Source organism: Actinoplanes sp. CA-252034 (genome assembly GCF_050956125.1).
Taxonomy (GTDB): domain Bacteria; phylum Actinomycetota; class Actinomycetes; order Mycobacteriales; family Micromonosporaceae; genus Actinoplanes.
Genome location: NZ_CP191846.1, coordinates 6,369,328 through 6,384,144 on the forward strand (window position 1 = coordinate 6,369,328; position 14,817 = coordinate 6,384,144).

Here is a 14,817-nt window from a genome sequence, read left to right on the forward strand (position 1 = left end):
TGACCGGGAACACGCTGGCCTGACCACGCTGACCGCCATGCGGACAGCAGTCCGAAAGGAGCGCAGATGAGCGTCGCAAGACCGGTGATCTTCCGCAACGGACTGGTCCTGACCATGGACGACACCCATACCGTGCTGACCGGCGCCGACGTGCTCGCCGTGGACGGCCGGATCGCCGCGATCGGCCACCACCTCACCGCCCCGGACGACGCCGAGGAGATCGACGCCTCCGGCGGCATCGTGATGCCCGGCATGATCGACACCCACCGCCACCTGTGGCAGACCGCCATGCGCGGGTACGGCGCCGACTGGACCCTCACCCAGTACTTCGTCTGGTACTACCTGGAGTCCGGGAGACACTTCCGGCCCGAGGACATCCACGCCGGCAACCTGCTCGGCGCCGTCGAGGCCCTCGACGCCGGCGTCACCACCACCGTCGACTGGTCGCACGGCCTGCAGACCCCGCAGCACGCCGACGCCGCGGTCGACGCCCTGGAAGCGGTGCCCGGACGGTTCGTCCTCGCCTACGGCAACATCCAGCAGGGCCCGTGGGAGTGGTCGGCCTCCGACGGCTTCCGCGACTTCCACCGGCGCCGCATCGACGGCGGGCGGCTCGAAGGCTTCCAGCTGGCCTTCGACGTCACCGGCGATCCCGCGTTCCCGGAGAAGGCCGCCTTCGAGGTGGCCCGCGAGCTGGGCGTCCCGGTCACCACCCACGCCGGGGTCTGGGGCGCCACCAACGACGACGGCATCCGCCTGATGTACGAGAACGGCTTCATGACCCCCGGCACCGTGTACGTCCACGCCGCCACGCTCAGCGCCGACTCGTACCACCGGATCGCGGCCACCGGCGGCTCGGTGAGCGTCTCCACCGAGAGTGAGCAGAGCGCCGGCCAGGGCTACCCGCCCACCTGGGCGCTGCGCCGCTACGGCGTGCCGGTGTCGCTGTCGATGGACAGCAGCGTCTGGTGGAGCGGCGACCTGTTCACCGCCATGCGCACCACGCTCAGCGCCGACCGGTCCCGCGAGCACCTGGAAGCGCACGCCAAGCAGGAGACCGTCACCCACCACCACCTGCGCGCCGAACAGGTCGTCGACTGGGCCACCCGCGGCGGCGCCAAGGCGCTCGGCCTGGACTCCCGGCTCGGCGCGCTGACCGTGGGCCGCCAGGCCGACATCGTGCTGATCAAGAACGACGCCTCGCCCGCGATGTTCCCGATCCTGCACCCGTACGGCCACGTCGCCTTCCAGGCCCAGCGCGGTGACGTGCACACCGTCGTGGTCGGCGGGACCGTCGTGAAGCGCGACGGCAGGCTCGTCGGCGTCGACCTCGCGGCCGCCCGCGCCGGCGTCGACAGCACCGTCTCGTACCTGCGGGAGACACTCGGCGAAGAGGCGTGGCTGCGCGGCCAGAACCCGGACCTGCCGCAAGCCGAGCTGTTCGACAACCCGTACCAGTACACCGACTACGGCTCGGGTTCGCACGAATGAAAGCATTGGCCGGATGACTGACACCGGAAGGGGCACGGGTCCCGACTTCATCGAGGCGCTCGCACGCGGCCTCGACGTCCTGCGCACCTTCCGGCCCGGCGTCCCGTCGATGACCCTCAGCGAGATAGCCGGGCCGACCGGGCTGGCCCGCCCGACGGTCCGGCGGATCCTGATAACCCTCGAGACCCTGGGGTACGTGCGGGGCGCCGGCCGTGGCTACGCCCTGACCCCGCGCGTGCTCGACCTCGGCATGGCGTATGTCGACTCGCTGAGCATGTGGGACGTGGCCCGGCCGCACATGGAGCGACTGGTCGCGCAGACCAACGAGTCGACGTCGATGGCCCAGCTCGACGGGTCCGACATCGTGTATGTGGCTCGCGTGGCCGTACCGAAGATCGTGACCCTGGCGGTGAACATCGGCACCCGCTTCCCCGCGGCAGCCACCTCGATGGGCAAGGTCCTGCTCGCGGCCCTGCCGCCGGCAGCCGTCCCCGGTGTCCTCGCCGAGCCGTCCCGCTCCGGGATCGCCGCCCGATGGCAGCCCGCCGCCGCCGAGCTGGAGACCGCGCTGCGTGAGGTCCGCGCGAAAGGCTGGGCGCTGGCCGACCAGGATCTGGCGCCCGGCATACGGTCGGTGGCCGCCGGCGTCCGCGACGGCGACGGCACCGTCGTCGCCGCCGTGAATGTGACGGTCCACGCAGCCGAGACGTCGGTGGAGACCCTCCTCGACGACCACCTGCCGAAACTCCTGCGGACCGCGGCCGACATCAGTCACGACTGGGCGCTGACCGCCACCATCCCGTCGGTCACGGCGTAGACTGCGGCGTCCCATCGGCACGGCAGGCTCGGAGTGGTTTCACATGTCCGTCTACGGCACCCAGCGTCTGCGCGGACTGCGCATGATCGTCACCGGCGGCGGCACCGGCGGGCACACCTACCCCGCCCTGACCACGGTCAACGCCCTGCAGGCCCGGCTCGCCGAGACCGGCGCCGCCCCCGAGCTGCTGTGGGTGGGGGTCGCCGAAGGCCTGGAGGCGAAGATCGCGGTCCGTAACGGGATCCCGTTCAAGGCCGTCACCACCGGTAAGCTGCGCCGCTCGGTCAGCCCCCGCGATCTGGCCCGCAACTTCGTCGACGCGTTCCGGATCCCGCTCGGCATCCTGCAGGCCGCGTTCACCGTGGCCCGCACCCGGCCCGCGGTCGTGCTCAGCACCGGCGGTTTCGTGTCGGTGCCGATCGGGCTGGCCGCCGCCCTGTTCCGGGTGCCCTATCTGATGCACGAGCAGACGCTGAGCCTCGGGCTGGCCAACCGCATCCTGGCCCGGTTCGCGAGCCGCATCCTGCTCAGCCACGAGGCCTCCCTCGAACATCTGCCGGCCAAGGCCCGGGCCAAGGCGGTGGTCACCGGCAACCCGATCCGCCCGGCCGTCCTGCAGGGCGACCCGGAGAAGGGCCTCGCAGCGTACGGGCTGGACCCGGCCGTGCCACTCGTGCTGGTGACCGGAGGCGCCGCCGGAGCCCAGCAGATCAACCGGATGCTCACCGGCGCCCTGCCCGACCTGCTGCAGCACTGCCAGATCGTGCACCAGTGCGGCAGCCTCAGCCACGCCGAGATGCAGCAGGTCGCCGCCGGGCTGCCCGCCCACCTGGCACACCGCTACCACGTCCTCGACTTCATCCACGACGAGCTGCCCGACCTGCTCGCCGCGGCCGCCGTCGTGGTCGCCCGCAGCGGCGCCGGCACGGTCGCCGAGCTCACCGCCCTCGGCAAGGCGTGCGTGCTCGTGCCGTACCCTCACGCGGCCGGCGACGAGCAGCGCATCACCGCCCGGCACCTGGCCCAGCAGGACGCGGCCGTCATGCTCGACGGCGCGGACGCCACCCCCGAGCGGCTCCGTGACACGCTGAACACCCTGCTCGCCGACCCCCAGCGGCGCGACACGCTGGCGCACAACGCCGCCGGCCACGGCAAGCCGGGCGCCGCCGACCAGGTCGTCACCGAGATCCTCACCGCCGCCGCCGGCGCCTTGTAACGATAAGCTTCAATGTCCTGATGGGACTGGGCACAGCACGACGGATCGCCGGCCGGGCACACCGGGGGCAGCTCTTCGGCGAGGGGCTCTTCACCGAGCATCTGGCGCGGGTGGCCGGGCAAGTCGCGGCGGCCGGGGGCAGCGCCGCCCAGGTGCAGGCGGCCTGGCTGTATGCGGTGCCGGGGCGCGGGGTCACCTCGATGGAGCTGTACCGGGCCGGGGTGCCGGCGGCGGTGGTCCACCTTGTCGAGACCGTCCAGCAGGGGCCCGCGGACTGGCCCGAGGCCTTCACCGAGCGTCTCCTCCGCGATCCGGGGGCGGCCCTGATCCGGTACGCCGTCCTCACCGAGAACGGCGGCCCCAACCCGCAGTGGTTCCGTGAGCAGGGCCTACGTCTCGCCGAGTTCCTGGGACTCACCTCCCTGTCCGCTCCCGCCCCGCTCCCCGCCGGTTCCTCCTTGTCCGCGCCCGTCACGCCGGCCCCACCCGCGGCACCCGCCGCGCCGGCTCCGTCCGCCCCGTCGGCCCCGTCGGCCCCGTCTGCCCCGTCCGCCGACGCCGCTGGTTCGCCGTCCGCGCCCGCCTCGGCGACGCCGGCCGTCGTGGCTCGTGGTGAGCACCTCGGACCGTTCGCGCGGGCTCTTGGTGAACGCGGGGACGCGCAGGCGGCGGCCGACCTGCTCGCCGCCTACCGCGCGGAGGTCGCGGGGAGAGCCCGCAACTGCTGTCTCACGGCGGTTCGCGGCCCGATCTACGCGCTCGCGTCGAAGCCGCAGACCAGCGTTCTCGAGCCGATGCGGCGCATGTCCGAGCAGTGGTGGGAGGCGGCCGACGGCTGGGAGCGGATGGTCGCGGTCCTGGCCCGGGCCGCCGCCCGGAACCCGGCGGACCGGGAGCTGCTGCTCGGCCGGGTCGACCTGGACCATCCGAACGTGGCGACGGTCGCGATCCGCGGTCTGTCCGGTCCGGGCGACGACGCGGAGATCAGGCTGCTCCGGCAGGTGGTGAGCGGCATCGAGCCACAACTGCGCTGGACCCGGCGCGAGGCGGTGCGGCGCTTGCGGGCCATCGGCGGCCCGGAGGCCGAAGCCGCGTTGCTGGCCCGGCCCCTGGACCCGGTCGACCCGCCGTGGCGCGACGCCCCGGGCTGGCTCACCGAGCACGGGGACAGCGTCCTGCCGATCCTGATCGATCAGCTCGCCGAGCCGCAGTGGTGGCACGAGGGGCCGTTCGCGCTGGGAGAGCTGCGGGCCGTCGCGGCCGTGCCCGCGCTGTGCCGGCTGGCCCGGTCGTCGTCGGCTCCGATGCCCGCCGTCGACGCCCTGGGCAAGATCGGCTCCCGCGACGCCGTGCCCACCCTCCTCGACCTGGCCCGGCACACGAACCCGGACATCCGCGACCACGCACTGCGGGCGCTGGACCGGATCGGCGGCCCCGAGGTCACCGACGCCGCCGTCACGGCCTGCGACGATCCGCACCCGACGGTCCGTGACCGGGCCGCGCGGGTCCTGGCCCGGCACGGCGACGAGCGGGCGGTCACCGCGCTGATCCGGCTCTGCGGCACCGTTCACGCCGCCCGGGCCGCGGTGGCTCTGGCCCGCATCGGCGACCCGCGGGCGCTGCCGAGCCTGTGGCACGTGTTCCGGACGGCGCCGGACCGCCGTTCCCGGCACGCCGCCGGCCGCGCTCTCGCCGCGATCGACGGCCCGGTGCAGTACGTGTACCTGCTGGGCGACGTCCACGTCCGGCGTGCCTACCTGTGGTTGCTCGGCCACAAGCCCGGCTGAAAACCCCGGGACATCCTGTTGAAGGCGCTCGCCGACGACGATCCCCTCTGCCGTGCGCACGCCGCCACCGCGCTGGCCCGTCTCGGCGACCGGGCCGCCGCCAAGCCGGTCCGGGCCCTCCGCGACGACCCCGACCCCCGGGTCCGCGCGGCGGCCGGCACGGCGTCACAGCGACTCCGGCGGCGGTTCGGTCTGCGGTGACCTCGTAGCGGGTGCCGTCGCGTCGCTCAGGCCCACTCCCATGACCGTGTTGAGCAACCGGCCGGTGGCGGTCCTTCCTCACCACGGTTCTGAGGAGGGAATCCGGTGGCTGCCCGGCCGGCTCCCGGCGACCCTCAGCGACGAGCGCCCGATGGCCGGGACGGCGCGGCGATCACGGGGCGTCGGTCAGAGCGCGGTGGCTGCCGGGGCGGCGCGGCGATCACGAGGCGTCGGTCAGGGCGCGGTGCGGCCGGTTGTGACCAGGGAGCGGACGGTGCGGTCGATGGCCGCCGCCAGGTCGTCGGGTGGGCCGGGGAACGCGAGCTGGTGCAGGATCAGCCCGTCCAGGTAGTCCATGACGGCCGTACACTCGCGCTCGGGGTCGGTCGAACCGATCGCCCGCAGCCATTGTGTCGCCCAGCGGCGCAGCTCGGCGGCCGACGTCGCGAGATGCTCCTGGAGCGCGGGCCGCAGCGCCGCCTCGATGAACAGCCCGTATCGGGCGATCGTCATGGCGCGATCCGGCCCGAGCGCCCGTATCACGTAGGCGCTCAGCGCCCCGGCCAGCTCGCCCGGGTCGGACGGCCGGACGAACCCGGCGATCGCCTGCCAACCTGCCCGGTCGCGCTCGGCGAACCGCTCGACGACCGCGCTGATCAGCGCGTCCCGCGTCTTGAAGTAGTTGGCGGCCGAGCCCAGGGGCACGCCGGCGGCCGCGTCCACCGCCCGGTGTGTGAGCGCCCGCACCCCCTGGTTTCCGAGAACTCCGATGGCGGCGTCGAGGAGATCCTCTTGACGGGATGGCACCCGGTCACCCTACCGGCCTACAACGCCTGTAGTCGAATCACAACAAGTGTTGTACGTTGAGGTCATGCGTGGACATGCGGTGATCATCGGTGGCGGCATCGGCGGGCTGGCCGCCGCGACGGCTCTCGGCAACGACGGTTGGCGGGTCACGGTCCGGGAACGAGACGCGGCACTGCCTGCCGCCGGCACAGCGCTGGGCATGTGGCCGGCGGCATTGCGGGCGCTGGACGCCATGAAGGCGGGCCAGGCGGTCCGGGAGACGGGCGCCCCGCAGCGGTCCGGCGAGGTGCGCCGCCCCGACGGCTCACGGATCGTCACGATCCGCACTCCGGCCGACGACCCGGTCCACCTGATCTCCCGGCCCGCCCTGCTCACGATCCTGCACCGGGCCGCCGTCGACGCCGACATCCGCTTCGCCGATCCCGTCGACGGCCTCGGCAGCCTCGACGCCGATCTGATCGTGGTCGCCGACGGCGTGTTCAGCCGGACTCGCGAGCACCTGTTCGGTCCGGCGTACCGGGCGCGCTACTCCGGCACCACGGCCTGGCGCGGCACCGTCGACGGCCTCTCGACGGACATGTTCGTGGAGATGTGGGGCCGGGGCGCCAAGTTCGGCGTGACCCCGCAGGAGGGCGGCCGGACCAACTGGTTCGCCGCCGCCGGAGCGCCGCCGGGCAGCTTCCACCCCGGCGAGGAGGCGGGCGTGCTGCGGCGGATGTTCGGCGACTGGGCGGACCCGGTGGCCCCGGTCCTGGAGGCGGTCACCGAGGCGGGCATCCTGCACCACGACGTGTATGTCACTCCCCCGCTGCCGTCGTATGTCAGCGGGAACGCCGTCCTGATCGGCGACGCCGCCCACGCGATGACACCGGACCTCGGGCGCGGCGCGTGCGAGGCCCTCGTCGACGCGGTCACCCTGGCACGCTGCCTGCGCGAGACGTCGACCACGGCCGATGGGCTGCGGAGCTATGACCGCCGTCGCCGCCCGGTGACCAGACGACTCGCCCGGATGGCCGGGGCCGCCGGACGCCTCAGCCGGGTGCGGCACGCTCTGCCCGTACGCGATGGACTGTTGTGGGCGAGCATGCTCGCCGGTCCGCCGGAATGAGTCAGGCGACGAGTCGCGCCCGGCGACGCTCCCGCCGCCACATCAGGTAGGCGACACCGGCCCAGGCCGAGAGCACCGCGACGGCTCCGATCATCAGGGCGTCCCGGCCGACGGCGTCGACGAGATGCAGGGCCGCCCACGACAGGGCCCACGTGATCAGTATCGCCGGCGTCAGGACGGCGCCGGCCAGCACGGTCGCGGCGGCGATGCGGCGCAGCGGCTTGTCGAGCCAGCCGGCGGCGGCGATCCCGGCCGCCCACGGCAACGACCAGACCAGGGCGATCTGCCCGGCGACGGTCACCTCCTCGCTGCCCTCCAGGAGGATCAGGACCGGCGGGACGGCCGCGATCAGCACTCCGGCGGCGACCCATCCGGGGCTCTGCGGCCGCCACGTCATGCCCGGATGCCAGAGCAGCACCACGGCAACACAGCAGGCGACGGTCATCGCGGCCACCAGGACGACGGTCAGTGGGATCAGGACCACCAAAAGGTACGGAGACAGGTTGCCGCCACCCCGGACGTCGAACCAGTCCCGCGATGCCGCGATCCCACCGCCCACCAACTGGAGAGCACAGACGAGCGTCACGACCGCCGCCTCCCGGGCGTGCCGTGGACTGATCATCACGATCAGCGCGGCCACCAGCACCGCGCTGAGCAGCGGCCACAGAGCCGGAATCGTGGACCACCCGAACAGCTCCGTGCCCCGTACCGCCCGCCGGGCCGCCCACAGCGCCGCGAGCAGCGCCACCACCCCACTGCCCATGATCACGATGCCGGCGACAGCCACCGGTCTCCGCTCCGATCCCTGTTCCATACCGTCACCAACGCCCGCGGACCCGGGCCGGGCACCCACAGGGGACGGTTATCGTTGTCGGGATCCGGACCGGCCCGCTACATCCGGCCGGGTGGCTTGCGGCTTCAGGACCGGCCGCCGGATTCGTCCGCACCGACCTCCCGGATCGGCGCGACGTTGACTCTCCCACCATGTCAGAGGGGACCGTCGGGACATGCTTCCTTACATCGGGTCCGGGCCCTACTGCTATGCCAACTCGCTCGCCATGGCTCTCGGGGCGGGCGCACCGTCGCCGTCCGTGCTGGAGGTGCTCACCGGGTCACCGTTCGGGTTCGAGCTGCTCGGCGGGCGGCTGCCACTGTTCGACCCGTACGGATGGGATCCCGATCTGGGGCTTGACCTCGCGATCGAGCTCCTCGGGTGGGAATGCCGGCGCGACTGGACCGAGGATGCGGAGACGGCCCTCGCGAGGCTTCGGGAAGCGGACGGGCCGGTTCTGGTCGGGCCGGTCGAGTTCGGGCTGCTGCGCCACATACCGGGCATGAACGGGCCGATCCGGTCGGATCACTTCGTGACCGTGCTCGACGTCGACGGTGACATGGTCCGGTTCCACGATCCACACGGGTTTCCCTACGCGACCCTGCCCGCTCCCCTGTTTCTGGCCGCCTGGCGCGCCGACACCATCGGGTACCGGGTTCACCCGTACACGATGCGCAGTGGTTTGTGAATGTCGAGACGGTGACCGGCGGGGAAGCGCTGCGCGCCGCGCTGCCGGGGGCCGCCGCCTGGCTCCGCGGCCGTGATCTGCCGGTGCCACCCGGCACGCTCGGCGGCGCCGAGGGACTGCAGCGGCTGGGCGAGCAGGTCGCCGAAGGGCTCGAACCGGCCACGCGTGATCATCTCATCCACTTCGCGGTGCGGGCCGGCGCCCGACGGCTGGCCGACGCGGCGACCGCGCTGACGGGTCTCGGCCTCGACCGCGCGGCGGCGATCGCGACCGGGCAGGCACGGTCGGTCGGAGGCCTCCAGTACGACCTGGTCAGCGGCGATGACAAGGCCGCGGCCGAGACGTTGCGCCGGCTGGCTCCCACCTATCTGCAGCTTGCGGACGCGCTGGGCTGACGGCGCCGTCCGGGACCACGGTCGGACCGTGGTCCCGGACATGCTCATTCGGCCGCGGCCTTCACGTTCGCATCCTCACGACGCGAAGGCCCTCACCTCCAGGAGGCCGACGGAGCCGGTTCCGTTCGATGGGAGCACGACCCGGGACGTCGGCCCCGGTGAAGGCGCCGGCCCCGGACCGGTCAGAGGACCCGGGCGATCTTGACGGCCGAGGTCGACGAGCCGGCCGCCGGGTAGGCGACACTGCCGTCGGCGTAAGCCTTGAACGCCTGGTAGGAGTGGTCCTTCACCGCGATGCTCAGCCGGCTGCCGACCGCCTTGCCGGTGCCCGAGTCGTACGCTTGCGCCGCGATCCCCGAGCCCGACTGCCAGGCCAGCAGCATCCGCCCGCTCCCGAAGGACACCAGATGCGGATGCGCGGAGGCGATCCCCGTGCTGATCGTGGACGTCGACGTGCCGGTGGTGAACCTCTCCAGGCGGACCTTCCCGCCCTGGCTCCACGCCGTCCAGTACCCCTTCGACGCGGCCAGCACCAGGTCACCGCCGAACAGCGTGCCGTCGCACGTGCCGGCCGCGACCGTGCGGTACGGGTTGGGCTGAGCGATCCGGCACGAGTTGTCGGTGGCGCACACCGCCGCGAACCGTTTCGTCCGTGGATCCCACACCACCCGTGACGTCCAGGCGTGGCTGCACCCGACCTCGAACGCGTCCCGGTGCCCGGTGAGCAGCCTGCCGCCGGCGTCGACCACCTGCAGGCGGTCGCCCTCGTGGACGTCGACGCAGTCGCCGTTCTTCACCGTGATCGCGACACCGAAGTAGGCGGCCCAGTCCGAGCCGTTGGTCGCCAGCCGCCCGTGGTGCTGGTACCACCAGATGAACCGGGCGCCGTCGTCGTACCCCGTCCGGCCGCCGGTCAGGTTGGTGACCTGCCGCTCCCAGACCAGTTTGCCGTTCAGGTCGAAGCGGATCATGTGCATCGTGTTGCACGGGCTGGACGTGCCACCGCAGAGGGCTCCCCCACCGCAGTCGCCCTTACGCGTCAGGAGGATGACCCCACCCTTGGCGTCGGCCGCCACGTCCTGCAGGTCGATACCGGTGAAGCTGGTGGGCGTACCGACCAGCTTGTCGTCACAGCCCAGCCTCCCCAGGTAGACCTTGCCGTTCGTGCTCAGCCACGCCAGCCACGACCCGCCGTCGGGCCGGGCCGCGATCGCCATCGGCAGGTTCTCGGTGTCGCCCTCCTGCCCGTAGCCGGCCACCTTCGCCGGGAGCGACACCTGCGTCACCGTCGCCGACGGAGTCGCCGAGGCCTTACGGGCGCAGCTACCGGTAGCCGTCGAAGCGGGCGCCGAGGCCTTGGGCGTGGCGGCGCTCGGCGCCGCGGCGCCGGCGGAGGGCACGGTGGACGCCGACGGCGCGGAAGCGGTGGCCGGTTCGGATCCCGACGCCGGGGCCGCGACCTGCTGACCGGGCACCGGGTCGGTGGCCCCTTGCGAACCCGCGCCTGTCGAGCAGGCCGCGAGGGCGACGACCGCGAAGGCAGCCGTCGCCCAGAGAGCCCGCCGCCGTCCCGCGAATGGTTTCATCGTGTTCTCCTGAGATCCGGACGTCCTGACACCGGGTATGGCGGGCCAGGCCCCGGCCGCATAACAGGTTTCGCGGACGAGATCCCACCGGACCGAACGACGAGCCGGATGGCCGGTGAAAGGCGAACCGGCGGCCGCGACGGCGGAGCGGACGGGCCTGTCGTAACAGGATTTCGGGGAGACATTCGTCAACCCCGCGCGGCGGGCAGGTGGCGGTACCCTGCCTCACGCCATGACCATCACTGATCAGATCCAGACCGACGTCGTCGTCGCCGCACGCTCCGGCGACCGGCGGGCGATCAGCGCGCTCGTCACCGATCACCTGCCGCTGGTCTACAACTTCGTGGGCCGCATGCTGGGCCGCCACCCGGATGTCGACGACGTGGTGCAGGAGACGATGCTGCGTGCCGTCCGGGATCTACCGGCGTTGCGGGAGCCGTCGCGGTTCCGGCCGTGGCTCATGGCGATCGCCCGCCACCAGGTCACCGAGCGTCACCGCACGCGCACCACGGCCATGAGCCATACGGCGCCGTTCGACGAGGAGTCGCAGGAGCCGGACCCGGCGACGGACTTCGCGGGCGCGACGGTGCTGCGGATGGACATGTCCACGCAGCGCCGGCAGACCGCCGCGGCCACTCTCTGGCTCGACGACGATCATCGCGAGACACTCGCCCTGTGGTGGCTGGAGGCGGCCGGTGTCCTCACCCGCGCCGAGGTGGCGGAGTCGATGGGGCTGTCGGCGGCGCACGCGGGCGTCCGGATCCAGCGCATGCGCGAACAGCTCGACGTGGCCCGTACCATCGTCGCCGCTCTGGCCGCTCCCGACCGCTGCCCGGGCATGACCGCCGCGCTTGCCGGGTGGGACGACGTGCCGGGCGCCCTGTGGCGTAAGCGCCTCGCCCGCCACCTGCGCGAGTGTGACGTCTGCGGCGCAGCCGCGAAGTCACTGGTCCCGACGGAGAGACTGCTCGCCGGCGCGGCCCTGATCGCCGTCCCGGTGGACCTGAAGTCCAGGATCGCCGTGCTGGGCGAGGCGCCGTCGGCGGGGCTGCCGGTCGGGAAGCTGGTGGCCGCCGGGTCGGCGGTCGTCACGCTCGCGGTCACTCTGCTCTTCGTCATCGACCGCGATCCGGAGCCGCCACCGGCAGTGGTCGCCGCCCCGCCGTCGCGGGTGGCCACAGCGGCGCCCAGCCCGACACCGACACCGTCACCGAGCGCGACGGAAGGCGCCATCACCACGACGACGATCACTCTCCCCGTCCCGTTCGCCTACCGGATCCCCGGATACAGCGGCAAGCAGCACAGCCGCCGAACCCCGTTCGCGGTCGCTCCGAACGGCACCGCCTGGCTCGCCTGGCTGGCCGCCGATGGCACGAACGTGCACGTCACCCCGCTCGGCAAGGATCTGAGGCGCAGCGGTGACGACGTCGTGGTGCCGGGCCGGGAGGCGAGCGGTCTGGTCGCGCACGACGACGGCTTCGCCCTGCTGACCCGGCGGGCCGACCCGAACGGCAACACGTTCGGTGACAGCGGCGCCTATCTGATCCGTTACCGCGACGGGAAGCAGGCGTGGGCGTCCGTGCTCACCGACGCCGCCACGTCGACGCCGATGCTGGTCGGTGACCTGGCGTGGAACGGCACGGTCTACGGCGCGTACTTCGCCGTCCGTGACGAGTCCGGGCATTTCGGCGACCAGCTCGCCTACCGCAGCGCGAGCGGCGGCGCGGTCTCCGGCGGTTGGACCTGGGGTTGCAGCCACAACACCGGTATCGCGCTGGCCGCCGAGAAGAGGTTGCCGTTCGCGTCGGTGTGCGCCAACGACTGGAAGGACGGCCTGTTCCTCAACACCGGTATCGGCTTCCCCCGCCCGGGCGCGGCCCGTCTCGACCACGAGGAGTGCGTGGCGGGTTACTGCGGCGAGCCGTTCGGTGGCGACGGTGGGAGCTACAGCAACCTGGTCCGCTTCAGCGACGGGCGGTACCTGCTGGCCTGGCAGTCGCGCGGCTGGTCCAGGTCCTCCCCCGACCCGGCCGACGACTTCGGGTATCTGGTCACCGCCCGCTGGAAGAACCACAACGTCGCGGTGACCTCGCTGAAGGACAAGGACTCACCGGCGACACCTCTGACCACGGACCCGTCGACCCGGGCGATTCGCTACCTGACCAGCACGGCCGAGATTGATCACGTCAACGTTCGGATCGGACGCCTCGGCGAGGACGCGTTCGTCGTCTGGGATCAGGTCGCGGTCAGCGGCTGCGGCGCCGGTGTCTGCGACGGCCGCTACACCGGCACCTACGGCCGGGTGCTCACCGCCGCCGGCGTCCCGGCCGGTGGTGCCCGCAAACTCGGCGTCCAGGTCGGCGGCGACCTGGCACCCCTTGCCGACGGCTCTCTGGCCTGGCCTTTCGTCGACAAGACCCCCGATTACCGCAGCCGCGGCAAGGCCTCACCGACGACGAAGACGATCACCATCGCGGTCATCAGGGGCTGAGACCTCACAGGGTACGAGCCACGCATGAGAACCCGGGCTGTCCCCGCGAGGTGGCTGCCGGCGAAGACCGCGGCGCGACCGCCGGGCTGAATGCGCCTGCCGCACGGGCTACGACCGGATCTGATCACGCCGGCGCCGTAGGTAGGCGGTCTCCGCGGTGTTACCGGCCAGGTCGACGGCCCGATCGTAGGCGGCGCGCGCCTGCCCACTGAGCCCGAGCCGGCGCAACAGGTCGGCGCGGGTCGCGTGGAGAGCGTGATAGCCGTCCAGGCGCTCCCGGAGCCGGTCGACGACGGCGAGCGCCACCTCGGGCCCGTCGAGCTCGGCGACCGCGACGGCCCGGTTCAGCGCCACGATCGGTGACGGGTCCACCCGGAGCAGGTGGTCGTAGAGGGCGACGATCTGCGACCAGTCCGTGTCCCGCACGTCGCGGACCGAGGTGTGCACCGCGTTGATCGCCGCGAGGATCTGGTAACGGCCCGGCGCGATCCCGGACGCCACCCGTTCCCGCACCAGCCGGTGCCCCTCGGCGATCAGCGTGTGGTCCCAGGCTCCGCGATCCTGCTCGGCCAGGATCACCAGCTCCCCGCTCGCCGACACCCGCGCGACCCGGCGTGCCTCGGTGAGCAGCATCAACGCGAGCAGCCCGGTCACCTCGCCGTCGTCCGGCAGCAGCCCGTGGAGCAGCCGGGCCAGCCGGACGGCCTCGGTGGTCAGCTCCTGCCGTACCGGATCGGTGTCCGCTCCGGAAGCGAGGTAGCCCTCGTTGAAGATCAGGTACAGCACGGCCAGCACCCCGGAGAGCCGCCCCGGGAGGTCCTCGGCCGACGGCACCCGGTACGGGATCCGCGCCACTTTGATCTTGGCTTTGGCCCGGGTGATCCGCTGTCCCATGGCCGCCTCGCCGACCAGGAACGCGCGCGCGATCTCCGGCATGCTCAACCCACCGATCAGGCGTAACGTCAACGCGACCCGCGCCTCCATGGCGAGCGCCGGATGACAGCAGGTGAAGATCAGTCGCAGCCGGTCGTCGTCGACGGCCCCGATCGGCTCGGGCGACTCGTCCCCGTACCGCAGGAGGGCCTCTCGCTGTCTGTCGTCGCGGCGGCTCTCCCGCCGGATCCGGTCGATGGCCTTCCGGGCGGCGGTGGTGGTCAGCCACGCGCCCGGGTTGGGTGGCACCCCGTCGGCCGGCCACCGTTCGACAGCGGTCGCGAACGCCTCGGCCGCAGCCTCCTCGGCCACGTCGAGATCACCGAAACGCCTGTTCAGCCCGGCGACGATCCGGGCCCACTCGGCATGGTGGACCCGCGTGACCGTCTCGTGGACGTCGCTCATGGGATTGGCTCCGGATGGTTCGAGGGTTGACGGTCACCCCTACCACGAGAACCGCGACCT

13 protein-coding genes are annotated in these 14,817 nt (G+C 72.6%); 9 read left to right on the forward strand and 4 right to left on the reverse strand.

Annotated elements, in window-relative coordinates; all coding sequences use genetic code 11:
• Window positions 1–66: 66 nt before the first annotated feature.
• From ACQPZW_RS29405 to ACQPZW_RS29425, 5 genes are read left to right on the forward strand one after another with little or no spacing between them, the layout of a single operon-like run.
• Entirely contained in the window at window positions 67–1,491 is a 1,425-nt protein-coding gene (locus ACQPZW_RS29405) for an amidohydrolase family protein (protein ID WP_433789268.1), read from the forward strand.
• Between the two features lie 13 nt (window positions 1,492–1,504).
• Complete coding sequence (locus tag ACQPZW_RS29410) at window positions 1,505–2,308, forward strand: IclR family transcriptional regulator domain-containing protein (protein ID WP_433789269.1); 804 nt, start codon at window positions 1,505–1,507, stop codon at window positions 2,306–2,308.
• Window positions 2,309–2,351: 43 nt separating this feature from the next.
• Window positions 2,352–3,524 (forward strand): UDP-N-acetylglucosamine--N-acetylmuramyl-(pentapeptide) pyrophosphoryl-undecaprenol N-acetylglucosamine transferase, encoded by a 1,173-nt coding sequence (locus ACQPZW_RS29415; protein WP_433789270.1) that lies wholly within the window; start codon window positions 2,352–2,354, stop codon window positions 3,522–3,524.
• A 20-nt stretch (window positions 3,525–3,544) separates the two neighbouring features.
• On the forward strand, window positions 3,545–5,311 hold the full coding sequence (locus ACQPZW_RS29420) for a HEAT repeat domain-containing protein (protein ID WP_433789271.1): 1,767 nt from the start codon (window positions 3,545–3,547) through the stop codon (window positions 5,309–5,311).
• A gap of 18 nt (window positions 5,312–5,329) precedes the next feature.
• On the forward strand, window positions 5,330–5,512 hold the full coding sequence (locus ACQPZW_RS29425) for a HEAT repeat domain-containing protein (RefSeq protein WP_433789272.1): 183 nt from the start codon (window positions 5,330–5,332) through the stop codon (window positions 5,510–5,512).
• 234 nt (window positions 5,513–5,746) lie between these two features.
• Here ACQPZW_RS29425 and ACQPZW_RS29430 read toward each other — a convergent pair whose 3' ends face one another.
• Entirely contained in the window at window positions 5,747–6,319 is a 573-nt protein-coding gene (locus ACQPZW_RS29430) for a TetR/AcrR family transcriptional regulator (RefSeq protein ID WP_433789273.1), read from the reverse strand.
• Window positions 6,320–6,383: 64 nt separating this feature from the next.
• On the opposite strand from ACQPZW_RS29430, the gene ACQPZW_RS29435 reads away from it, so the two are divergent.
• A complete protein-coding gene (locus ACQPZW_RS29435) occupies window positions 6,384–7,427 on the forward strand; it encodes an FAD-dependent monooxygenase (RefSeq protein WP_433789274.1) in 1,044 nt (347 codons plus the stop codon).
• Window position 7,428: 1 nt separating this feature from the next.
• On the opposite strand, the gene ACQPZW_RS29440 is transcribed toward ACQPZW_RS29435, so the two are convergent.
• Window positions 7,429–8,241 (reverse strand): hypothetical protein, encoded by an 813-nt coding sequence (locus ACQPZW_RS29440; RefSeq protein ID WP_433789275.1) that lies wholly within the window; start codon window positions 8,239–8,241, stop codon window positions 7,429–7,431.
• A 193-nt stretch (window positions 8,242–8,434) separates the two neighbouring features.
• On the opposite strand from ACQPZW_RS29440, the gene ACQPZW_RS29445 reads away from it, so the two are divergent.
• Both ACQPZW_RS29445 and ACQPZW_RS29450 read left to right on the forward strand, forming a co-directional pair.
• Complete coding sequence (locus ACQPZW_RS29445; protein ID WP_433789276.1) at window positions 8,435–8,947, forward strand: hypothetical protein; 513 nt, start codon at window positions 8,435–8,437, stop codon at window positions 8,945–8,947.
• Between the two features lie 11 nt (window positions 8,948–8,958).
• On the forward strand, window positions 8,959–9,342 hold the full coding sequence (locus tag ACQPZW_RS29450; RefSeq protein ID WP_433789277.1) for a hypothetical protein: 384 nt from the start codon (window positions 8,959–8,961) through the stop codon (window positions 9,340–9,342).
• Window positions 9,343–9,524: 182 nt separating this feature from the next.
• On the opposite strand, the gene ACQPZW_RS29455 is transcribed toward ACQPZW_RS29450, so the two are convergent.
• Window positions 9,525–10,928: a hypothetical protein gene (locus ACQPZW_RS29455; protein WP_433789278.1), complete on the reverse strand. Its 1,404-nt coding sequence runs from the start codon at window positions 10,926–10,928 to the stop codon at window positions 9,525–9,527.
• A 232-nt stretch (window positions 10,929–11,160) separates the two neighbouring features.
• Here ACQPZW_RS29455 and ACQPZW_RS29460 point away from each other — a divergent pair, with 232 nt between their 5' ends.
• Window positions 11,161–13,419 (forward strand): RNA polymerase sigma factor, encoded by a 2,259-nt coding sequence (locus tag ACQPZW_RS29460; protein WP_433789279.1) that lies wholly within the window; start codon window positions 11,161–11,163, stop codon window positions 13,417–13,419.
• Between the two features lie 108 nt (window positions 13,420–13,527).
• On the opposite strand, the gene ACQPZW_RS29465 is transcribed toward ACQPZW_RS29460, so the two are convergent.
• Window positions 13,528–14,757: an RNA polymerase sigma factor gene (locus ACQPZW_RS29465; protein ID WP_433789280.1), complete on the reverse strand. Its 1,230-nt coding sequence runs from the start codon at window positions 14,755–14,757 to the stop codon at window positions 13,528–13,530.
• Window positions 14,758–14,817 lie beyond the last annotated feature (60 nt).